General features: G+C 66.0%; 21 protein-coding genes and 1 pseudogene. 9 read left to right on the forward strand and 13 right to left on the reverse strand.

The features are described 5' to 3' along the window. Window positions 1-72: 72 nt before the first annotated feature. From OHA42_RS28355 to OHA42_RS28375, 5 genes are all read right to left on the reverse strand, one after another. On the reverse strand, window positions 73-1,116 hold the full coding sequence (locus OHA42_RS28355) for an LLM class flavin-dependent oxidoreductase (protein WP_406230852.1): 1,044 nt from the start codon (window positions 1,114-1,116) through the stop codon (window positions 73-75). 55 nt (window positions 1,117-1,171) lie between these two features. Further along, on the reverse strand, window positions 1,172-1,555 hold the full coding sequence (locus OHA42_RS28360) for an antibiotic biosynthesis monooxygenase (protein WP_328402502.1): 384 nt from the start codon (window positions 1,553-1,555) through the stop codon (window positions 1,172-1,174). A 137-nt stretch (window positions 1,556-1,692) separates the two neighbouring features. Further along, window positions 1,693-2,709, reverse strand: a complete 1,017-nt coding sequence (locus tag OHA42_RS28365) for an alpha/beta hydrolase (protein WP_406230853.1) — start codon at window positions 2,707-2,709, stop codon at window positions 1,693-1,695. An 8-nt stretch (window positions 2,710-2,717) separates the two neighbouring features. Then, complete coding sequence (locus OHA42_RS28370; RefSeq protein WP_406230854.1) at window positions 2,718-3,668, reverse strand: acyl-ACP desaturase; 951 nt, start codon at window positions 3,666-3,668, stop codon at window positions 2,718-2,720. 58 nt (window positions 3,669-3,726) lie between these two features. Continuing rightward, window positions 3,727-4,695: a transcriptional regulator gene (locus OHA42_RS28375; protein ID WP_406230855.1), complete on the reverse strand. Its 969-nt coding sequence runs from the start codon at window positions 4,693-4,695 to the stop codon at window positions 3,727-3,729. Between the two features lie 560 nt (window positions 4,696-5,255). Between OHA42_RS28375 and OHA42_RS28380 the strand changes: the two genes are divergently transcribed. Continuing rightward, entirely contained in the window at window positions 5,256-6,806 is a 1,551-nt protein-coding gene (locus OHA42_RS28380; RefSeq protein ID WP_406230856.1) for an acyl-CoA carboxylase subunit beta, read from the forward strand. Between the two features lie 227 nt (window positions 6,807-7,033). Here OHA42_RS28380 and OHA42_RS28385 read toward each other — a convergent pair whose 3' ends face one another. After that, entirely contained in the window at window positions 7,034-7,570 is a 537-nt protein-coding gene (locus tag OHA42_RS28385) for a hypothetical protein (RefSeq protein WP_406230857.1), read from the reverse strand. A 68-nt stretch (window positions 7,571-7,638) separates the two neighbouring features. Then, complete coding sequence (locus OHA42_RS28390; protein WP_406230858.1) at window positions 7,639-8,286, reverse strand: TetR/AcrR family transcriptional regulator; 648 nt, start codon at window positions 8,284-8,286, stop codon at window positions 7,639-7,641. Between the two features lie 330 nt (window positions 8,287-8,616). Here OHA42_RS28390 and OHA42_RS28395 point away from each other — a divergent pair. Next, window positions 8,617-8,926, forward strand: a pseudogene (locus tag OHA42_RS28395) (carboxyl transferase domain-containing protein); the annotation flags it as partial. 91 nt (window positions 8,927-9,017) lie between these two features. Beyond that, complete coding sequence (locus OHA42_RS28400) at window positions 9,018-11,090, forward strand: AMP-binding protein (protein WP_406230859.1); 2,073 nt, start codon at window positions 9,018-9,020, stop codon at window positions 11,088-11,090. An 11-nt stretch (window positions 11,091-11,101) separates the two neighbouring features. On the opposite strand, the gene OHA42_RS28405 is transcribed toward OHA42_RS28400, so the two are convergent. From OHA42_RS28405 to OHA42_RS28420, 4 genes are all read right to left on the reverse strand, one after another. Further along, a complete protein-coding gene (locus OHA42_RS28405; RefSeq protein WP_406230860.1) occupies window positions 11,102-12,052 on the reverse strand; it encodes a helix-turn-helix domain-containing protein in 951 nt (316 codons plus the stop codon). Between the two features lie 379 nt (window positions 12,053-12,431). Continuing rightward, the gene (locus tag OHA42_RS28410) at window positions 12,432-13,439 is read right to left on the reverse strand and encodes a fused (3R)-hydroxyacyl-ACP dehydratase subunits HadA/HadB (protein ID WP_406230861.1); all 1,008 of its coding nucleotides are present in this window, start codon (window positions 13,437-13,439) and stop codon (window positions 12,432-12,434) included. Window positions 13,440-13,706: 267 nt separating this feature from the next. Further along, the gene (locus tag OHA42_RS28415; RefSeq protein WP_406230862.1) at window positions 13,707-15,146 is read right to left on the reverse strand and encodes a lipase family protein; all 1,440 of its coding nucleotides are present in this window, start codon (window positions 15,144-15,146) and stop codon (window positions 13,707-13,709) included. A gap of 234 nt (window positions 15,147-15,380) precedes the next feature. Beyond that, entirely contained in the window at window positions 15,381-16,556 is a 1,176-nt protein-coding gene (locus OHA42_RS28420; protein WP_406230863.1) for a lipase family protein, read from the reverse strand. 345 nt (window positions 16,557-16,901) lie between these two features. Between OHA42_RS28420 and OHA42_RS28425 the strand changes: the two genes are divergently transcribed. From OHA42_RS28425 to OHA42_RS28445, 5 genes are all read left to right on the forward strand, one after another. Beyond that, complete coding sequence (locus OHA42_RS28425) at window positions 16,902-17,144, forward strand: hypothetical protein (RefSeq protein WP_406230864.1); 243 nt, start codon at window positions 16,902-16,904, stop codon at window positions 17,142-17,144. A 157-nt stretch (window positions 17,145-17,301) separates the two neighbouring features. After that, window positions 17,302-17,847 (forward strand): DUF2599 domain-containing protein, encoded by a 546-nt coding sequence (locus tag OHA42_RS28430; protein ID WP_406230865.1) that lies wholly within the window; start codon window positions 17,302-17,304, stop codon window positions 17,845-17,847. A 46-nt stretch (window positions 17,848-17,893) separates the two neighbouring features. After that, on the forward strand, window positions 17,894-18,589 hold the full coding sequence (locus tag OHA42_RS28435; protein ID WP_406230866.1) for an SDR family oxidoreductase: 696 nt from the start codon (window positions 17,894-17,896) through the stop codon (window positions 18,587-18,589). Between the two features lie 32 nt (window positions 18,590-18,621). Continuing rightward, entirely contained in the window at window positions 18,622-18,924 is a 303-nt protein-coding gene (locus OHA42_RS28440; RefSeq protein ID WP_406230867.1) for a putative quinol monooxygenase, read from the forward strand. A 230-nt stretch (window positions 18,925-19,154) separates the two neighbouring features. Continuing rightward, window positions 19,155-19,460 (forward strand): hypothetical protein, encoded by a 306-nt coding sequence (locus tag OHA42_RS28445; RefSeq protein ID WP_328402542.1) that lies wholly within the window; start codon window positions 19,155-19,157, stop codon window positions 19,458-19,460. Window positions 19,461-19,790: 330 nt separating this feature from the next. Here OHA42_RS28445 and OHA42_RS28450 read toward each other — a convergent pair whose 3' ends face one another. Next, window positions 19,791-20,678 (reverse strand): helix-turn-helix domain-containing protein, encoded by an 888-nt coding sequence (locus tag OHA42_RS28450; RefSeq protein WP_406230868.1) that lies wholly within the window; start codon window positions 20,676-20,678, stop codon window positions 19,791-19,793. Between the two features lie 88 nt (window positions 20,679-20,766). Continuing rightward, window positions 20,767-20,988: a DUF397 domain-containing protein gene (locus OHA42_RS28455; protein ID WP_406230869.1), complete on the reverse strand. Its 222-nt coding sequence runs from the start codon at window positions 20,986-20,988 to the stop codon at window positions 20,767-20,769. Between the two features lie 325 nt (window positions 20,989-21,313). Here OHA42_RS28455 and OHA42_RS28460 point away from each other — a divergent pair, with 325 nt between their 5' ends. Continuing rightward, window positions 21,314-22,111, forward strand: a complete 798-nt coding sequence (locus tag OHA42_RS28460) for an SAM-dependent methyltransferase (RefSeq protein ID WP_406230870.1) — start codon at window positions 21,314-21,316, stop codon at window positions 22,109-22,111. Window positions 22,112-22,179: the final 68 nt, after the last annotated feature.

A 22,179-nucleotide genomic window follows, 5' to 3' on the forward strand; every position in this document is an offset into this window, starting at 1 on the left:
ACACGCAGCGAGTCCAAAGAGCGAGGCGACCATCGGCATCGACGCACGATCGTTCGGCCGCAAGCTCTTCGGCTACGCCGCCGCGGAAGTGCTATTCCCCGAACGGGATTGAGCCGAGGAGCCCAATCCGGTCAGCCGGGCGAGGCGGCGGTGCGAATCCAGTCGCGCCGCCCGATCGTAAGTGCTGGTGTGCACCAGGATCTCATCGGCGCCGGTCCGGGTCACCACGTGCTCCAACGCCTCCGCGACCTCGTCTTCGGTGCCGTGGATATGGTCGCGCAGCGCCTCGTCGAACATCCTGCGCTCCCGCTCGGTCATCGCCATGGTCTCGATGTCCTCGGGCGGGATGAGCACGGGGAACTCACCACGGGTGCGCGAGTAGACATTCGACCACGCCTCCGACAGCAACAGCCGGTGCGCCTGTTCGGTGGTGTCGGCGATGACGACCGCGCCCGAGACGGCGACATACGGCTGCGCACCCCACGGCGTCGGGTGGAACTCGTTGCGGTAATGCTCGATCGCCTCGACCATCCGGTCCTCGCCCGCCACCGCCGCGATCACCAGCGGCAGCCCGAACCGTGCCGCCCGCGCCGCACCCGAGCCGGTCGCCAGCAGGAACGCAGGCACCCGCAGGCCATCCGCGGGCCAGGCGTGCACTCCGTTGCGGCCGTTGCCGACGTACTCCAGTACCTCGGTGAGCTGCGCGTCGATATCGTCGGCGTCGCCCTTCCCGTGCCCGAGCGCGCGGCGCACACCATCGGTGAACCCGACCGACCGGCCGAGACCCATATCGATGCGGCCCGGATACAACGACTCCAGTACCCCGAACTGCTCGGCAACCACGAGCGGCTGATGGTTGGGCAGCATCACACCGCCGGTGCCGATCCGAATCCGCAATGTCGCCGCGGCAGCCGCCGCGGCGAGCACCGTCGGCGCCGACCCCGCCACGCCCGGCACGCTGTGATGCTCGGATACCCAGAAGCGGTGGTAGCCCCACTCCTCGGCCAGCTGTGCGAACTCGACGGTCTCACGCAGCGCCTCGGGGTGGGTCTGACCGCGCCGAACACGGGACCGGTCCAAGATCGAGAACTGGACCGACTGAAGTGCCGAAGTCATACCAACGTCAACGCCGACGGCGTCGTCTGATTCCGCAGCACCGCTGACCAGGGCCTCAGGTGAGGCGGATGCGGGCTTCCTTCCAGGAGAGTGGGATGTCCACACGGGTCGCGGTCGAGTCGACGAAGCTGGGGTTGCCTACGCGGCCTGCCATGTCGGCGAGCATCTGCGCGTGTGCGCCGCTACGCACGAAGTTGTTCATCGCCTCCTGGTCCGACCACGCGGACAAGGTCCAGAACGTCTTGCTGAACAGGCGTGCGTCGAGCGTGTAGCCGACACAGCCGGGGGCATCGCGCAGCTGGGAGCGGATCTTCAGCGTCCAGCGCAGGAACCGAACGATATCGGAGTAGCGGTTCAGCGGCAGCCGCGAGGTCAGCACCTGCAACTGCTCCCCGTCGACAGGCTTATGAACTCCGGAGGTCCAGGGCAGGGTCGGCATCAGTGTTTCCCGTCATGAAATGGATCGGATGCGGCACCGCCTCGGGCGAGCGCGGAGCGCCCATCAAGATGACATTCGGTAAATCCAACCGCAACTCGAGGCCGAGTCGGGTCCTGCTGTGCACCTTGCCGCAGAGCCTATTTCGGCTCGGGCAGCCCGAGCGCGGGAGCAAGCGCGCGCCAGGCGCGCGGCAGCTGTGCCTCGAAGTCGGCCCAGGTGTGCATGCCCGTCTGCTGATACTCCACGGTGACGGGGATCTTCAGCTCACCGAGCCTGGCGGCGAACCGCTCGGTGCACGCGCGCGCTCCGGCCTCCAACGCTGCGCCCCCACCTGCCAGTTTCAGCGCATCGAGGACGGTCGGCGAGTTGGCCACGGCGATGAGATCCGCGCCGGTTGGCAGGCCGGGCGCGGCCGAGAGGTAGATCGTTGTCCCGCGCAGGCCTTCGGCGCCGAGCACGCTGTCGTGCGCGACCCACTCCGGCGAGGTCGGCGGGCCCCAGAGATTCTCGACATTGCCGCCGCGCGAGGCGACGGTAATCGTGGTGACGGCGTGCCCCAATGGGTCCGCGGTCGAATAGCATCCGCTCATACCGGCGACGGCGCGAAAACGGCCGGGGTGGCGTTGGGCGAGCATCATCGCCGCCTGTCCACCCATCGACACACCGGCGATCGCACGCCGCCCATCGGACTTCAGCAGCGATTCCGCGATCGGCGGCAGCTCCTCGGTCAGGAAGGTCTCCCACCGGTTCAGCCCGAGCGCGGCGTCGTGGCGGTCCCAGTCGCTGTACATGCTTCCGGTGCCGCCGCTGGTCAATACGACGTCGACCGGTTTGTCCGCGAAGAACTCCGCCGCATTGCCTTTGCTGAGCCAGCCCGAGGTTGCTTCGCCGTCCACACCGTCGAGCAGATACAACGTCGGGCGCGGTCCGGTGCCCGTGCCGTGCAATACGTCGACGGTGATGACCCGCCGCATGGCCGCGGAGGCGATGTTCAGACGTTCGCGGTGTGGGCCGAGCCGCTCCTGGCTGAGCAGCCCGGTTCTGGTCATCGCAGGATCGATCGGTGGCGGCGGCGCCACCGCCACATCGTCGGCAAGCACGGGCGCAGCACTCACCACGGCGATGGTGACCATCGCCGCGGCAGTGATCGGCACGCGTAGGTTCATCCTGCTGCGGCGACTCGCTCTGCCAGCCGGGTCGCGGCCCGGTCCCGCTGCTCCTCGAAACGCCTTGCCTCGACTTCCAATTCGTCCAGGTAGCCGGCCAGCACCTCGCGCGCGCGTTCCCCTTCGCCGGACAGGTCGGTGCGGTCGAAGACATTCCACGTCCGCAATATCGGACGGACCACGACATCGAGATGCTGCCGCAGGTCATAGATGCCGTTCTTGGCCAGCACAACCGCGTTACGACGGAAGTTGGGCTGGGTGAGGCCGGGCATCTGGAACCGGGTCACGATATCCGTGATAGCACACAGCATCGCGTTGGGCGTCAGCTCCAGTGCGGCGGCACTCAGGTTGCGATAGAAGATCATATGTAGGTTCTCGTCGGCGGCGATCCGCTGCAGCATACGCTCGGCGACGGGTTCTGCGCACGCGGTTCCGGTGTTGCGGTGACTGATCCGAGTCGCCAACTCCTGCAACGTGACATAGGCGACCGAGCGCAGAAACTGCGAACCCTTCACCGGTTTCGCGACGCCGGTGGTCATGTGCGCCATCCTGGCCGCTTCCAACGCCACGGGGTCGACCGCGCGGGTGACCAGCAGGTAGTCGCGCAGCACAATCCCGTGCCGGTTCTCCTCGGCGGTCCAGCGCCCGACCCAGGTGCCCCACACGCCGTCGAGGGAGAACGAATCAGCGATCTCCCTGTGATAAGAGGGCAGGTTGTCCTCGGTGAGCAGATTGGTCACCATCGCGATCTGCGCGACCTCGGAGAGCACCGATTGTCCCGGCTCCCAATCAATTCCGCCCATGGCCGCGAAATTGCGGCCGTCGTCCCACGGCACATAGTCGTGCGGATTCCATGGCCTGGCTTTGCGGAGATGCTCATTGAGATTACGTTCGGCGACGGGTTCCAGTTCGCGCAGAATGTCGATATCGGTCAACGCGGTTGTCACTCGTAGCTCCTTCGGTGGCCCCCTGAATCGAGGCGAATTCGACAATAGGGTCGGATATTCAGGCTGTACGACCGATTCGGTGATCGTTGGGTGAGGTGACTACCGAGCTGCGCGCCTGCTGGGGTTTGTCATAACCTGCCGCGTCACGTCCGATCGCCGCGGGCAGGTCGGCCATCGGATAGAGGCCGGGCGGGCGGCCTGCCACCAGCAGCCGCTCGAGCAGCTCGTGCCCGCGCGCTGCCAGTTCGGGAATCCGCGCGGTGTCGCCGGCGCCGACGGTCGCGGTGACTGGCACCTCGGCAGCCGCACTGAGCAGTTCCAGCACCTCCGCGGTCATGGCGAGCGGGGTACCGGCCGAGGCGCCGTCGATCGGGACCAGCACCGTGCCACCATCGGTGGACAGCAGCGACAGGGCACGGGACCCCAGCGGTGTCGCCAACGCGGCCTGAACACGACGCAGCTTGCGCCGCGCCGCGGACGGCCTGGCAATGCCGGGTCTTCGCTCGTCCTCGTGCGGTGGAATCGACAGCGCGACCACCTGGTAGGACGACGCGACAGTGATACCGGTCTGCCTGGCCAGCTGAGTCACGCCGTAGCCGCTGAGTAGGGCAGATACCAGGGTCTGTGCGGTGGTTTGGTGCTCTCTGGCGACCTGACGGTGCTCGTCGACATAGGCCGCCGAAGCCGCCACCGTGACGGTCTCCAGCACCCGCACCAGCAGTCGCGAACCGGCCACGACCTCGTCGGCGTCGAGGCCCGCGGCCGCGCCGGCGAGGAACTCCAGACCGGTCCTGATGCCCTCGTGATATGCGCCGAGGACCGTTTCGAGAGCGACACCTTCGCGGGCCCAGCGGGCCGCGGATCCGGTGACCTCGGCCGGTGGCGATCCGCCTGCTGCCGCGGCGACGAGGTTTCTCGTCGTGGTCGCGACGTCGCCCTGGGGTGCGCCACGCGCCTGACATCTCAGATGCTCGAGGAGTTTCGATTCCAAGCTCGTGACGCCCGAGCCCGCGTGTGTGCCCACCATGATTGAGGAAGGCTAATGACCGGCCGCGTCGAAATGCCGCGGCGAATCGAGAATCGGGGATGTCATGAGCCGATACTCCGACCGTTGGGCGAAATCACAAGTGATCTGCGGACTTTCGAGAAGATAGCGATTGCGGCGCCGACCTTCGATGTATCGGAATCGTTGTGACGCCCGCGAACTCCCGCACCACCGCGGCGGAATTCCAGACGCAGCGCCGACCGCGCAAACCGGCGCTGCGTGAACGTCACCCTACGGTCGACCGCGTGCCGTGACGTCGACTTCTCGACTCTTCACCAGTGGACCGGCTGCCACCAGGGACAACCACAACACACCGATGCCCCGGCAGTGGATCGCCGTGGAGCTCGGCCCGCGCCGCCTCCGTGACGACGGGTGGGGCGACAGACGGCCAGCGCACGCCCGGCGACCTGTGAGCTGCCCCATGAGGACCGTCTAGGATGTGTGCTTTGGGTCATCCTCGATAACATCGAGCGCCGCGCCCCGAATGACGAGGTCGGCGGAGCAACGGCGACGGCGAGCGACTTCGAAGGGCATCACCACACATGAGCGGTACGCGGGACAAACTGGAACAGCTGCAGGGCATCCTGGAGCTCGCCCAGGAGCCGGCCGGCGAAGCCGGCATCGCGAAACGCAAGGCCAAGGAGATACCCAGCGCCCGCGAGCGGGTCCGGATGCTGCTCGACGCGGGCAGCTTCATCGAGCTGGGCGCCCTGGTCCGCCAGCCGGGCACGCCGGGCGCGATGTACGGCGACGGCGTGGTGACCGGCCACGGCCGCATCGACGGCAGGCCGGTGGTGGTGATCGCGCACGATCAGACCGTCTTCGGCGGCTCGGTCGGTGAGATGTTCGGCCGCAAGGTTGCCAACGCACTCGACTTCGCGTTGAACAATGCCTGCCCGGTCGTGGCGATCAACGACTCCGGCGGCGCCAGAATCCAGGACGCGGTGGCTTCGCTGGCCTGGTACGCCCTGATGAGCAGGCGCCAGGGACCACTGTCGGGCTTCGTTCCACAGGTCTCGATCATGCTCGGCAAGTGCGCGGCGGGATCGGTCTACGCGCCGGTCAACACCGACATCCTGATCGCGACCGAGAACTCCTACATGTTCGTCACCGGGCCCGAGGTCATCAAGGACGTCACCGGCGAGGCCGTGACCATGGAGGAGCTGGGTGGCGCGCAGGTGCAGGCAGGCAACGGCACCGTCCATCATGTCGCCGAGACCGAGCAGGCCGCCTTCGACTGGGCCAGGAACTACCTCAGTTACCTGCCGTCCAGCGTCATGGAGCAGGGCCCGATCGTGAACCCGGGGCTGGAGCCGGAAATCACCGCCTCCGACCTCGAGCTGGACTCCATCATCCCGGATTCCGACCGCGCGGGCTACGACATGCACGACATCCTGCTGCGGCTGTTCGACGACGGCGATTTCCTCGAGATCGGCGCGGCCACCGCACAGAACCTGATCACCGGTTTCACCCGGGTGGACGGCCGCAGCGTCGGCGTCATCGCGAACCAGCCGATGGTGCTCGGCGGCGCCATCGACGCCAAATGCTCGGACAAGGCGACCCATTTCATTCGCCTGTGCAATGCCTTCCGGCTTCCGCTGGTGTTCGTCGTGGACACCCCCGGTGTGCTGCCGGGTGTCGAGGAGGAGCGCAACGGCGTCATCAAGCGCGGTGGGCGTTTCTTCCGTGCCGTCCTCGAGTCGACCGTGCCGATCGTGACCGTCGTGGTGCGCAAGGCCTACGGCGGCGGCTACGCAGTGATGGGCTGCAAGCAGCTCGGCGCGGACATCAGCCTGGCCTGGCCCACCGCACGGATCGCGGTGATGGGCGCGGAGAGCATGGTCACCATCGTCGGCAAGCGGCAGCTGGCCCAGGTGCCCGCCGATCAGCGAGCGGCGGTGCGGGACTACATGATCAACCAGTACAACGAGACCGTCGCGACCCCGTGGATCGCCGCGGAACGCGGTTACATCGACGCTGTCATCGAACCGTCGCGCACCCGCCTGGAAATCCGACAGGCGCTGCGGCTGCTGCGCGACAAGGAATCCGCACTCGAACCCGAGAATCGCAAGCACAGCCTCTTCCCGGTCTAGACCGCCGCGAGAAACCGCCAGTTGTGCTGTGTCACAACGCATACCGGTGCCATTCGTAGCATGTGCCGATGTTTACTTTCCGCCGAGCGGCGTTCTGTTCGAGTGCCTAACGTTATCGATGTGCCAGGCCCGCGTTCGCCGCGCAGCGGCCCGGCACGCGGTGTGCCCGCCGACCTTGTCCCTACCCTTGGTCGGCGGGCACACCGCACTCCATATGAATTTCCGCGCTAGCTCTGGTCCGGTCGGGTGCCGTGGTTGCCCCAGGTGAGTCCCGCTGTGGCCCACTCGGTCTCCCACAGTCGCGAGCGCCTGCGGTCCAGTGCGCGCCGCAGCAGGGCAAAGCAGCCACCGCAGCAGGCGAGCACCGCCAACACCGCGCTGGTGGTGATGAGCACGGCCTTGCTCAGCGCCCGGGTCTCCGAGGGCGGATGGGTGACCTTTCCCGTGCTGTCGAGCCAAATCTTGACGGTGCCACCGGTTTTCACTATTCCGGTCGCCTGATAGTCGCTGGTGTGAGTGGTGCCGTCGGGATCGCTCCAGGTCACCTTCGCCGGTGTCATCGGCGCATACAGCGGCGTCTTGCCGACCTCGACGACCGTCGCGTCGACCTGGTGCAGCTGCGCCGCCTCCGCTTGCGCGACACGGGTTTCGGTCTCGTAGACGCGGACGCCGATAGTCATGACCGCCACCGGAACGACGATAATGAACAACAGCAGCAATAGCGCGCCCGCCACCGATTGGAGGCGATCTTCCCGTCTACGCATCGGATTACGATCCAACCCGACGCGCCGACAGGTCCGACGGACTGCATTCGCTTGCACCGGCCGTGCGGTCATGACGGTGCCTCCTCGTGATGGATATCGCTGGTCAGCCCGGCGAGAGTGGCGAAGAACCCTTCGATGAGCTCGGGCAGGCTGCTGGGATCCGCGCCGACGGCCCAAGCCTGCAGCGCCGCGATGAGCATCCCGGAGCCCACCGCAACGGCCGCAGCCGGGCGCAGATCCGCTACTGGATCTGTACCCATGCGCGCGGCGATGATGCGCACCGATTCCTGTTGCCCCGCAAGACGGATGCGCTGGTAGCCCGCGAACAGCGCGGGCTCGTCGTCGAATCGCTGGAACAGCTCCCAGCGGCGAACAAGCAGTTCCGCACGCGGGCCACTGTATTCGGCATCCAGCCAGTCATGAATGGCATTGCGATAAGCAGCCAGTGGTGGCTCATCGAGCGGCCTGGCGCACAACGCGTCGTTGAACAGGTGCACATCCTGGTCGAGATCGGCGAGCACAGCCTCCTCGATCGACGAGAAGTGCCGACTGAAAGTCCGCCTCGTCACCCCGGCGCGCACCGCGATGTCCTCCACCGCGACCGAATCGAGCCCCCGCTCGGTGAGCAAATCGAAGGCAGCAGCCGACATGGCCGCCCGACTACGCCTCGTACGCAGCCTCCGGCCATCCAGGTCGACACCATCGTCGCCACCCATACCGACAGCTTAGCAGCTAATTGTCTCATAGGGACAATAGTTGGGCCCAGTTGTCGCAGAGATCCAGTTCCCGCACCCCCCGACCGTCGGTTGAGCTCGACGTTTGCCCGCCGAGCGGCACACCAGCGTGCGGACCGATTGCTGTCGTGACATCGTCCAACTCCCCTCGGGCGGCGCTGTGAGCTGCCCAGGAGGCCGGAGAATCGCTCGGTCGTAGATTGCGCTATGGATACCGTCCGCCTGGGGAAGACGAGGCCGAAAGGCGGCATCCGGCATGGCGAGTACGAGAGACAAGCTGGAGCACCTGCGCGGCGTTCTGGAGGTTGCCGCGGAGCCTACGGGGCCGTGGGGGTGGCGAAGCTCGGTGCGGACATCAGCCTGGCGTGGCCCACCGCGCCGATCGCGGTGATGGGCGCGGAGAGCGCGGTAGACATCGTCGGCAAGCGCAAATTGGCCCAAGTCCCCGCCGACCAGCGGTCCGCCGTGCGAGACTTCATGATCAATAGCTACAACGCAACCGTCGCCACACCGTGGATCGCCGCCGAGCGCGGTTATATGACGCCGTCATCGAACCCGCCCGCACCCGACTGGAATTCGGCACGCGCTGCGGCTGCTCAGGGAGAAGGAAGCCGGAGCCTAACCAAACCCTCGCAAGCACAACCTGTACCCGATGTGAGACCGCGGCGCCGGACCCGCAAGTGTCCGGCACCGCCTGCCAGAATTGCACGTAGTTGATTACCGATGTCATCGATGTAGTCGCCGAATTCGCGATCGCCCGCAAAGCGGTGTGGGATCTGCTGCTGGATCCGCAAACCTATCCACGAATATTCGAAGGCGTCGGCGCCTGCGAACCGTTGGAGACCGTCGCAGGCCATCCGGTGCTGCTGGTGCGGGTCGGGTCGGCCGAGGCCGGCATCCGTTCCCACACCATGCAATTGATCGTGGATCAGGAGCTGGAGAGCTTCGAGCTCCGCTTCCCTATGCTCGGCAGCTTCGCCTCGGTGCGATTGCGCGACGAGCACGGGCAGACCAGGATCTGTGTCACCTATTTCGCGCCGGGCCGAGTGCATCCGCATCTGGCCGAGCTGACCAACGCCGCGATCGTCGATTGGACGAACGCCGGCCTGCGATTGCTTGCCGACCTCGTCCGCGCCGCGCCGACCTCGGTGATCGTCAACGGCGAGAACTCGCCCCTGCGGCTCAGAGCCGGTGTCGCGAAACAGATCATGACCTCCGGGGTAGGGCGCACCTATCGACCGGACTCGGCGTTCCGGCAGCTGCGCCGTCTGGCCGAATGGGGATTCAACATGGCCGGTGGCTACGCCGCCGCGGCCGTGCAGTCCCCGCACCGTGCGGCCGTTATCGACTGCCGGGGGCAGCGCACCTTCACAGAGATGCACGACCGCACCCAAGCCTTGGCCGCCGCGATGGCGGCACTCGGGCTGAACGCGGGAGACGCGGTCGGACTGCTGGCGCGCAATCATGCAGGCATGGTCGAAACCATGGTCGCCGCAGGCAAGCTCGGTATCGACGCCGTGTTGCTGAACACCGGGCTGCCCGCCCGGCGGATCGAGGAAATCGTGCAGCGCGACAAGCTGTCTGCGCTGTTCGTGGACGCCGAATTCGATCCGCTCGTCCAGTATCTGCACGCCGACATCCCCCGCTACACCACCGACGACACCCCGCCGACGCCGGGCGAAACCACGATCGATGATCTGATAGCACACGGGCACAAGGACTTTCGTAAGCCAACGCAACCGGGCAAACTGGTCGTACTCACCTCGGGCACCTCCGGCACGCCGAAGGGCGCGCGCCGCCCGCACCCGAAGGGTTTCGGCACCATCGCCGCCCTGCTGTCCCGGATTCCGTTCCGCATGAACGACACCATGCTCATCCCGGCCCCGCTGTTCCACACCTGGGGCCTCGCGGCATTGCAGATGAGCACGCCACTGCGCGCAACGGTGGTGCTGCCGGAACATTTCGACGCCGAGGACTGCCTGCGCCTGATCGCCGAGCATCGCGTGACGACGCTGATCGCCGTGCCGATCATGGTGCACCGCATCCTCGAGTTGCCCACACCCGTGCGCGCTCGCTACGACACCTCCAGCCTGCGGGTCGTCGCCAGTTGCGGAGCGCCGCTCGCGGCCGCGACGGTGCTGAATTTCATGGATACCTTCGGCGACATCCTCTACAACGTGTACGGCTCGACAGAGGTCTCCTGGGCGACCATCGCCGACCCTGACGATCTGCGGACCGCGCCGACCACCGCGGGCCGTCCGCCGCTCGGCACCAAGATCGGCGTCCTCGGGCCCGACCTGAAACCGCTACCGGTCGGCGCGACCGGGCACATCTTCGTCGGCAATCACATGCTGTTCGACGGCTACGTCAATGCCGCACCTCCCAGCGAGGCCGACGGCATGCTCGACACCGGCGATCTCGGGTACCTCGATGCCGCAGGGCGGCTGTTCATCGCGGGCCGCGACGACGAAATGATCATTTCCGGCGGCGAGAACGTCTTCCCACGGCCGGTCGAAGAGGCGCTTTCTCATCTCCCCCAGGTCAGTGAGGTGGCGGTGGTCGGCGTGCCGGACCACGAATACGGCCAGCGGCTGGCCGCCTTCGTGGTGAAAAGGGAAGGCGCGGGCCTGGATTCGGACATGGTGCGCAGCTATATCCGGCACCGGCTCAGCCGCTTCTCAGTGCCGCGCGACGTCACCTTTCTCAACGACCTACCGCGCGGTGAGACCGGGAAGATCCTCAAACGGCTACTACTCGGCGGACCGGACGCGAACGAGGCGACGTAGGCGCACTGCGGCTACTGCTGATCGCCGGTGTCCGACGGCCGATCAACGGTGCGTGGCATCCGCTCCCGCAGCGCTTCGAGCAGTCCGATGGTGTATTCCGGCGGCGCGGCATGCACCGACAGCACGTTCCCCACCCGGAGATAGGCATCGAGATCGGCTCGTTTGTCCAGGTACAGGGCGCTGGTCAACTGCTGGAGGTAGACGATATCGGGCAGGTCGGGCTCCGCGAACCGCAGCATGGTGAATGCACCGTCCGCGATCGCGGGTCCGCCGACATGATCGGCGAGCACTTGGACGCTGATATGCGGTTGCGCGGCGAGCCGGACCAAGTGGTCCAACTGCCCACGCCACACGGTCGAGCCACCGATCGGACGCCGCAATGCCGCCTCGTCGACTGTCACCCAGAACTGCGGCGGGTCACGACGCACCAAAATCTCTTGTCGGCGCATGCGCAGCGCCACCCGGCGTTCGATCGCCTCGTCCGGCTCGTCGGGATGAGCGAGCGTCAGCAGGGCGCGGGCGTAGTCGGCGGTCTGCAACAGTTCGGGCACCGCCCGCGGCTCGTAGCAGCGAATCAGCCGCGCCGCCTGTTCCAGGCCGAGATAGGTGTCGAACCATTTGGGCAGCCAGTCGGTGTCGCGGTGCCACCAGCCCGATGCGCTGGCCTGCTGCGCCAGCTCGATGAACTCCGCCAATTCCGCAGGATCGGTGACCCCGTAGAAGGCGAGCAGATCGACGAGATCGCGTTGCCGGAAACCGACCCGGCCCAGCTCTAGTCGGCTGATCTTCGAATGTGATCCGCGAATGGCCTCGCCCGCGTCCTCCCGGCTGATCCCGCACGCTTCTCGCAGCCGTCGCATGCGGCCGCCGAGAATCATGCGCAGCACCGTGGGTCCGCCGTCGGCGGCCACACTTCCGGCAAACGGGGGGCCATCCCCTTCTCGTAGCTCCGATGCAGGCATGCTCCGAGTCTGCCATGTCACGACCGTGACTTTCTACGGCCAAAGTGCCTCAACCGCACAGATATTCGTGCACAGGCACAGGCATCCGAGGCACCACGGATGCACCGGCCACGCGCCGGTCACCACGCGATTGCATGGTGACAATCCCACGCGAATCGGCGGTAGTACCGGGCATTACGCATTCCACGACGACCGCCTCTCGATCGGCGTGTCGGACGAATACGCTCATCTCACGGCTTCGACACAGCCTTCCCGCAGAGGCCTCACCCCATGGACGAGGGGACTCGAAGCCGACAGGCCGCCCAGGTTCCGCACCCACGCGCCCACGTCGCGAAGCACCCGCCGGGGGCCTCCCGATCTCGTCGCCTACCGTCGCGGATCAGCGCAGTAGAACTTCTGCCGTCGCGCGCCCGAACAGCTTCCTGCCGTCGGAAGTGGCGGTGAGGGCGACGATCGCCGCACGGCGATCGGGATCGAGCGACTTGATCCGACCACGGAACTCGATCCGGCTGTGCTCGGTCTGCGCGACCGGAGCGAACCCGGCGAACCGTACGCCGTATGTAGTGACGGCGGCCGGATCACCCAGCCATTCGGTGAGATACCCCGCGCCGAGGCCCATGGTCAGCAGTCCGTGCGACACCACATCGGGCAGACCCGCGGCACAGGCGACCTGGTCGCTGAAATGGATCGGATTCGAATCACCCGACACCCCAGCGTAATTCACCAGGTCGCCGCGGGTGAGCGACACGATACGGGCAGGTAGTTCCGCACCGACCCGCAGCTGATCGAAGGTGGGGACGCTGCATCGCTCCCGTACCTGCGCCTCATCGACCGGTCCCGCGGGCAGGTCGTCGGAGCATTCGACGAGTCCCGGGTCCGCTGTCGGGGATGTGCGCCGCTGCGCCGCGCCGAGCCGATCGGCAAGCGCCTGGCCGGTCATGATGACGCCGTCGACCGCCGCCGCGAGGTCGGGGGCGACCTCGGTGCCGGTACGCGCCACCACCGTGGTGCACGCGGTCTGCAACAGCTCCTTGTGCTGGTTGGTGAGGACGTTCTTGGTCACCATGAAGTCGTTGTCGCCGAACTGCCGAAACGACTCGATAAACGAGTCGCAGCGTAACTGGTCACCCGCGACGATCGGCCGATGCATGTGGATGGTCTGCTCGGTCTGCAGGACCTGGCTGATGTCGTAACCGGTGATCACCGATTCGAACATCTTGCGCTGCATCAGCAGCCAGACGATCGACGGAAAGGTCAGCGGTGCGATCAGCCCGTCGTAGCCCAGCTCCCACGCTGCCGATTCCTGCCGGTGTGCCGGGTGATCGTCCTGCACAGCCCGGGCGAATTCGCGGATCTTCTCCCGCCCGACCTCATAGTGATCGGTCATTCGATAATGGCGGCCGACCAGGGCTCGTGCCTGGTGCGACGCTTGCTCCGGCCCAACGGCCGCGGTGTTGTTCATCGGCAGCATCCGCCGATCCGGTCTGTCACCGCGTCCGGACCGGCCCACCGTACCGGCACAGCGGTCAGCGCTCGCTGCGCTCGACGGAAAGTCTGGGCACCACGACAACGGAAAACGCGTATCACTATCACGTGTCATTAATCGCCGATTCCACGGCAAGCGCAACGAGGAGGTCCGGCAGACGAGCAAATCTCAGCATTCGTCGAGCGCAGGCACGCCCTGTAGCCGCTGATCCAGCCAGACCATCGCCTCTGGATAGCCGAGGCCTGCGGCAATGACATGCTCACCGAGCACACTGCGATAGACCGAGGGGACACCGAGACCGCACTGCTCGTGATAGAGATTGCGAGCTCCCTCGGCCGGAATCCAGAATTCCTGCTCGCCGTTGTAGATGTAGAGCGGCGTTGCCGACTTCACGCCTTCCATCCTGGTCACCCGGTAGATCTGCGCAGCGAGCTCGGAGTGCAGCGGGTCGGCGAAGTTCGCAGCCACATCGAGAGGCAGCATGAGCACACCGGCGATCCCGAAGCCGTTGCCGCACAGGTCTTTCACCGGCGAGGTCGCCACCCACTGCGCCAGGTTGTTCATCCGCGCGAGTATCTCCGGACGTTCCCTGCCGATGGCGAAGATCGCGGCCATGAACACCCCCGAGGCGAGATTGCCGTTCATGCTCCGCGCGAGGATCTCGAAATCGGCGGGCACCCCACCCAGCGCGGCTCCGACGATCACCTCGGCCAACTCCGGCGCATAGCTGTCGATCAGTTTGACTGCGCCATGGGTGGCGATCGCACCGCCGGAATATCCGGCCATCGCGAACTTGCTGTCACCGAATTCCTCCGGGCGCAGCTCGCGCACCGCACGAATCGCGTCGAGCACGGCATGACCCGCCACATACGGCTCCGCGTAGGCCATCCAGGGTCCCTCGTGGTCGGGAATCAGCACGGCATACCCGCGCAGCACCGCCAATGGTGTTGTCGGTGGGATGAAATCGGTGAAGCTGGTCTTCGTCGAGAATCCGTGCGCGAGACTGTAGCCGGGCGTGCAGTCGCGGCCGAGGGCGTCGATCGGCAGGTTGTTGACCACTACGGGCCTGCTCCCAGGGCCCGCCCACGCGCTGGTCGGCACAATCAGCGTCGCCGTCGCATACGACGGCAGCCCGTGCGCGTCGGTGGTGCGGAACTTCAGCAACAGCGCCTGTCTGATGGGGACGAGGATCAGCGGCCCGGCGGTGGGGGTGATGTCCCTGACCTCGAGCAACTGGCCCTCGGCGAAATCCTCCAGATTCGCAGGCCACGCGTCGAAGATCGGATCACCAACCGGTGCGGGCAGCACCGCCCGCCGCAGCGCGGCGAGCGCGGGCGTCAGACCAGTGGTCGACAGCATCGGGTCAGGGTCCGGCGCCGGCGCGAACGGGATGGGCGGCGGGGGCAGCACCCGGTCGATCCATTCCTGCAGGCCGGGTAGGAGTGAGCCGCTCTCCGGAGTCAACAGCCCGGGCAGTCCCGAAAGATCGGATAGCGCAGGCAATCCAGGCCGTGCGGTCGGGTCGGGCGGCGGCTCCGCGGCCGCCTGCCCGAGCACCGGCGGGCACACCAGTAACAGAGCGAAGAACAACGCACGCAAACATCTCATGACACACCCTCTGCGTGCGACGTCGGTTGCCTGGTGCTGGAGATGACGGGAGTCCTCGACCCCGAAATGCCCCCTGTCGCACCGGGGCTCGAAGAGTCAGGCTAACCCGCCGTGCATGGTCCGAGATTCCGCTGTGCCCGAGTTGTGTGTGTCATGTCGCCATATCGCAACAACCGGGCCGAAGGCAATTCGGTGGAATCGCCTTCGGCCCGTTGGTATCTACGTGGTGGGTCCTCAGCAGTTGCTGGGTGCGGGCTCCCCCTGAAAACGGGCGTTCAGCCAGCTGAGCGCCGCCGGGATGCCGAGCACCGCCGCGGTCAGATGATCGGGCACCGGCGTCACTTGTGCCTCCACCCGCGCCCCTGCCGCACACCAGCGACGGTCGGTGTTGGTGATCGCGTCGACCGGGATGAGCCCATCGATCGGCGAGTGCCATTCGAAGACCGGCGCTTTCGGCACGCCGTCGTAGAGTTCGAGGCTATTCTCCTCCACCACCGCGCGGGCGTCGCCGTCGTTGATCATCGACGTCGTCTTCGCGAAGTCCATCGCGCCGTGTCCGGCACCCGCGGCCAGGATGTCATTGGTGCAGCTGTTGGCCATGGCCGCGCGGGCGGCGAGCCCGCGGTCGTTCAGCTGGTCGCTGAGCGGGAACCGGTCGGGGTACTCGCGTTCCAGACCGAGCCCGGCGGCCAGCGCAAGCCCGAACACCGGATGCGAACCGAGACCGAGCGCCTCGAGCATCTTCACCAGATTCATGGGCACCCCGCCCATGGCCGCACCGACGATGTCGAGTTCCGGCGCATACTGTGGCGCCAGCGCGGCCGCCCATGCGGTGGCCATGCCACCGCCGGAGTAGCCGACCATGCCCACCTGGCTCTTCTCCACCTGCAGCTCGGAGACCTGCTTGACGGCGCGGACACCGTCCAGGGTGATCTGACCACCCAATTTCGCCGCGCCATAGGCGAACTGGGGCCCGAGGTGATCGGGCAGCGCGACCGTCCAACCCTGCTGCAGCAAAACGTTCCACGCCGGCGCCTCACGCACCATCAGATTTGGATCGTCGGTGTACAGCACCCGTGAGACCGAGCATTCTGCGCCGAGGCCGTTGATGATGTGCTGATAGGACAGCAGCGGGCCGTCCTTCTTGTGTCCGCGCGGCGTCAGCACCGTGGTGGTCGCCGCGATCGGCTTGCGCTGGGAGTTGATCGACCGGAACCGCACCACCGTCACGGTGGTGTCCGGGAAGATCGGCAGTGGGGGCATCGTGCGGGTGGCGATGACGTCGCCGGGCTTCATGTCCGCCAGATTCGCGGGGATCGCATAGAACGGGTCCGGATCCGCCGCCGGGTATATCGGTGCGCTGTGACCGGTCCCCGCGACCGCAACCACCATCAGTAGACCGGCGGCCATCGCACCGACCGTGCGCACCACCCCCCTGCCGGATCTCCACTTGCGCCTAGAACGTAGGGCCTGCCTCATCGACGATGCCTCCAGAATGGGTCCAACGTTGTGACCATCGTTTACAACAACGGACCACAGTTACATATTTGGAGCGAAACATTTTGACAAGTCACAAGTTTCGCGTGACTGGTCGTGACGATAGTGCATCGGCCCTGGTGAGAACCCCCTATAGCCCGGCATCGGCCGTGTGAGATGTCCAACAGCCGAGGTTCACCATATTCCCCACAATGGTGGGGACCTACCGTCACAAGTACCGGCGTCGTTGCCGCGCCGGTGGCGGAAGGAGACAGTGGCATGGCCGGCACTGCGCGAAAACTGACCGACCGGGAGTACGCCCAGGAGCCACCCACCCGTCGGATCACCGTCTACTTCGATGGACCGACACCCGACGAGGCTCTGATCCTCGAATACGCCGCCACCCGCGCCGAGGCGTGGGAGTTCACCTCCGCCGCGGTGCAAGCCGGGCTGGTGGTCACCGTGGACAACAAGGTGCGACCCGAGCTCCGACCGCTGCCGTGCCGTTCGCTGTGGCACTGAGGACCGGCGGAACCCCGACCTCGCTGTCACCGCGACCCGTCTGACTCTCCGCCGCAGTCGCACACCACGACCAGAGGTGCGCCGGTCATATGCCGCACCGGCGAACCTTGGCTACGCTCGGTGGCGATGACCATGCGGGAGGAACGACAGTGACCCAGTGAACCCGATTCCGCCCTATCCGGGCAGGCGCCTACCTCGCCCGTCGATGCTGTCCGGCGCGGCACTTCTGCTCTGCGCCACCCTGCTGCTCGCGATCAGCGGTTGCGAAACCGATCAGCCGGCGTCGGTGGCAGCCACGACGCTCGACCCGCCCGCCGTCACGACCTCCATTGCCGCCACCGCGACGTCGATCTCGACGTCATCTGCCGCGACTCCGACCGTCGATCCCTATGCTGATCAAGCACTCATCGACCACATCGAGTGGACAGTAGCCATCGATGGCCCGCGGCTGCTCGTCTTCCCGACACCGGCCGGGCGGCACACTACTTTCCCCGGCTCCGAGGACCGCGCCTGGCAGGAAGTGCTCGCGCAGTCCGCAGCGGCCGATACACCCGGCATGCGCGACCAGTTCGTATGTCACTGGCATTGGGCCCGCATGGTGGCGCCGAACAAACCGAGTTGGAATCTCGAACCCTGGCGTCCAGCGCTCGACTACCAGGCCATCGTCCAAGCCGGTTGCAACCCGGGCGGACCCGAACGCTGATCACCGCACCGAATATCACGCGACACCGACCGGAGAGGACCACCCCATGCGCGTCGTCATCGCAGGCGGACACGGAAAGATCGCACTGCTGCTCGCCGAATTGCTGACCGAACGCGGTGACAAGGTCGACAGTATGATCCGCAAACCCGAGCAAGCAACCGACATCGCCGCCACCGGCGCTCGCGCCGTGGTGCTCGACCTCGAACATGCTGCGCTCGGCGACGTCGCCGCGGCCATCCAGGGCTATGACGCCGTCGTTTTCGCCGCTGGCGCGGGCCCGGGCAGCAGCGTGGAGCGCAAGTACACGGTCGACAAGGGCGGTTCGGTGCTACTCGCCACCGCCGCCGAGCAGGCCGGCGTGCGCCGTTTCGTGCAGATCTCCACGATGGGTGCCGGAGCGCCGCCCGCGGCGGGCAGCGATGAGGTCTGGACGGCCTACATCGATGCCAAAACCCAAGCCGAAGACGACCTGCGTGCCCGCGATCTGGACTGGACGATCCTGCGCCCCGGCCGCCTCCTCGACACTCCCGCCACCGGCCTCGTGACGCTCGGTCCGCCGCCGCTGCCGCGCGGCGCCATCCCGCGCGCCGATGTCGCCGCGGTCCTGGCGGGAATTCTGCACGCCCCGCAGACCGCGGGAGCGACACTCGAACTGATCTCAGGTGCCATTCCGGTGACTTCCGCGATCGAAAATTTAGATAACCAGTCGGTCGCCCAAGGCGGTGCCGCCCCGACCGATTGACTTGTGCACGTCCCCGATTGGAGTCCGTCACTGTGTTCAGCCGCATCGTGTCCCTGAAGATCCGGCCCGGTTCTCGCGCCGAATTTCTGGCCGCCGTCGGCCGCAGCGCCGCCGCGTCGGTGCGTGAGGAGCCGGGTTGCCTCCGGTTCGATGTCTGTGCCGACCGCGTGGATCCGCACCGGTTCTTCCTGTACCAGGTATATGTCGATGACGAGGCAGCGGAAGCGCATCGATTCACCGACCATTTCCTTGCGTGGCGCAGCGCGGCAGACCGATATGTCGAGCCGGGCACCCAGGTTCACTACAGCACCGATGTCCTCGTCAACGCCAACTGAGTTGCCCGGCGGAACGCGCTTCCGCCACGCGTTCGCGGGCGGTTAGCAGACACGAAATCGCCTCTGCGCACACGCAATCGATCGTGCAGATGTACTTGCATCTGAAAGGCGCACCGACCTAAACTCAGTCCCGCAACGCTATATAGGGGACAACCAGGGGAGGCCGCGTGGGCGAGCCAAGGGCCAATGTCGCCATGGGTTTGCTGCCGCCAGACGTCAGGGGCGTTCGAATGGACCAACCACTTCACGGCGGCCGGCTCGGAATAGCCGATGCCGCACTGGCCGACCAGCCAGCGAACGGTACGAATATGAGCACACCGTCGTCACGATCGGGCCAGCGGCCTGCCGCACTCACGCGGGAGACTGCCGTCGCGTTCGTGATCCACGCCGTCGAATCCACCGGCGCGGCCACCCGCCATGATTTCGACATCGACCGGATCGTCACCACCGCACATGCGATGGCCGACGACTGGGATCTCGAGGTCCTGCAGCCGGATGCGTTCTGGCGCATCGCCTCCACTTTTATCAAGCAGTGAGGTAGCGCGCGCAGGCACCGAATACTGTTGTGCCGCTGCGTGATACAGAGCGTCCCGCGGCACCTGCGGTGTCCTGCGCCCATCGGCGCCCCGCCGCACCTCGCGCTGTGTGATAACCCGAACGCACGGGTTCACCCCATACTGAGCGACTCTGCGCCCCACTGATCCGCAGGCATCTGCGGTCGGCGTGCGCGCCGACGCCAAATCTATCGCTATGTGCAGCCCGATCGCTCAACCAGCAACAAGCCGCCCCGGGCACGAGCCGGCATGATGGCCCACGAAACGGGCGCGATCGAATGAAAACCGGGGCCGACGGCGAACCGCCGGACCTCACTCCCCCTGGGCGTACCCCCGGAGAATCTCCACGGACTTCTCCGGACGCTCGGACTGCACACTCAGCCGGTCCATAACCGACAGGTACAGCGCCAGATCTTGCCGACGATCCAGGTACAGCGCACTGGTGAGGTGCTCGAGGTAAACGATATCGGGCAACTCGGGCTCGGCGAAGCGCAGGATGCTGAACGAGCTGCCTGCCGCCGCGTGCTCCCCTGCCGCGTACGGCAACACCTGGATGGTGACGTTGGGTAGTTCGGAGAGCTTGATGAGATGTTCCATCTGCTCACGCTGGACGCGCGCGCCGCCGACCGGCCGGTGCAGCGCGGCCTCATCGATCACCGCCCACACGACGGGCGGATCCTGCCGGAACAAGATCTCTTTCCTGCGCTGACGCACCGCGACCCGCCGATCCATGTCGGCGTCCTCGTAACCGAGGGAGACGACCGCCCTGGCGTATTCGGGAGTCTGCAACAGTCCAGGAATCAGATTCGCCTCGTAGGTGCGAATCTTGTTGGCCGCCTGCTCCAAACCCAGATAGGTGCCGAACCAGGACGGCAGCAGATCGTTGTAGCGATGCCACCAGCCCGGTTCGTTCGCCTGTCTGGCCAGGTCCAGGAATCGTTCCCGCTCCACGGGGTCATCGACGCCATAGAGGGTCAGCAGATCTCGAATGTCGCGTTCTTTGAAGCCGGTGCGGCCCAGCTCGAGCCGACTGATCTTGGCATGCGAACCACGGATGGCGTCGCCCGCGGCCTCCCGGGTGATATTCGCCTTCTCCCGGAGCTTGCGCAATTGGCCGCCCAGTGCGATCCGAAGCACGGTCGGACCACGTTCCGCGACAACCGATTGCACACGACCGTCGTCATCGGGTTCTGCGATCATGAAGTCATCTCCGATACTCGGGTTTGACCACAGTGTGTCACAAACACCCCAGTTCGAAACACACCGCACCGACCGCCAATGTTACCGCTCAGCTAGTGAGATCGTCGAACTCGCCGGCCTTCGCGCCGCGGACGAACGCATCGATCTCCGGACGCGTATAGAAGAGCACTCCGCCTTCCGGGTCCCGCGAGTTCCGAACGGCTATCAGGTTATTGGTCGCCTCTGCCACTTCGACGCAGTTCCCGCTCGGGTTACTGAACGAGCTCTTGCGCCAGCTGCCATCGATCTTGTTGGTAGATGTATCCGACATTTCCCCACTCCTCGGTTGCGCCAGTGGATCAACTCGAGTCAGTTCTTGCAGATGCACTCTCAAACGTTCTTGCATCTGCACTGACAATTGGGACGATAGCACGAAGTTCACCCTCACGCGCCTACTATTTCGGACCCTGCGGTCCGCTCTGAACGGGCGGCCGTTCCGACCCGCGAAATACCGTGCTCAGCTCACCGATCCCGACCGTCCCTGCGGCGCGAATCTTGTACTGTCACAGTGCACATCGGATGTACCAGTCATTAGCGACACCCGCCGCGCCAGCTCGCCCCGCGTGCCGCACCTGCTTGCTGAGGAGCCCCCACCCATGCCCGACGACCACAGCCCATTGATCCGCACCGACATTCCCCATTCGGCGCGAATCTGGAACTACTGGATGGGCGGTAAGGACTACTACGAAATCGATCAGATCGCCGGTGACGCCGGCGTCGAGGTCGACCCCGACATCACCACCATGGCCGTGCAGTCCAGGCAGTTCCTGATCCGTGCCGTGCGCTACCTTGCGGGCGAGCAGGGGATCCGCCAGTTCTTGGACATCGGCACCGGCCTGCCGACCATGCAGAACACCCATGAGGTCGCCCAGAGCGTCATCCCCGAAGCGAAAATCGTTTACGTCGATAACGATCCGCTGGTACTGACACATGCCAGAGCGCTGCTGACCAGCACCTCGGACGAGGGTGTGACCACCTACGTCGACTGCGACTTCCACAACCCGGAGCAGATCGTCTCCGACGCGAAGAACGTGCTGAACTTCAACGAGCCGATCGGCGTCATGTTCATGGGCGTGCTCGGCCACGCCAAGACCTATGACGAACTGCTGCGGATCGTGCACACGGTGCTCGACGCCGTGCCGTCGGGCAGTTACCTCGTCATGTGGGACGGCACCGACGACAGCCAGGCCTACGTCACGCTGTGTGAGAACTACACCGGCACCGGCGGCGATCCCTATACGCCGCGGCCGCAGGCCCAAATCCAGGCTGTCTTCGACGGTCTCGAGTTGGTCGAGCCCGGTTTCGTCTCCATCACGGAGTGGAGGGCAGGCGAGACCGAGGTGGGCGATATTCGGCCCATCTCCGCGTACGGCGCCGTCGCACGCAAGCCGTAGTCGGCCTCACAACGACACTTCGACACCGGCGGTCCTGGGCTATGCGCCAAGGGCCGCCGGTGTTTTCG

The organism is Nocardia sp. NBC_01009 (assembly GCF_045208035.1).
In the GTDB taxonomy this organism is placed as follows: Bacteria; Actinomycetota; Actinomycetes; order Mycobacteriales; family Mycobacteriaceae; genus Nocardia.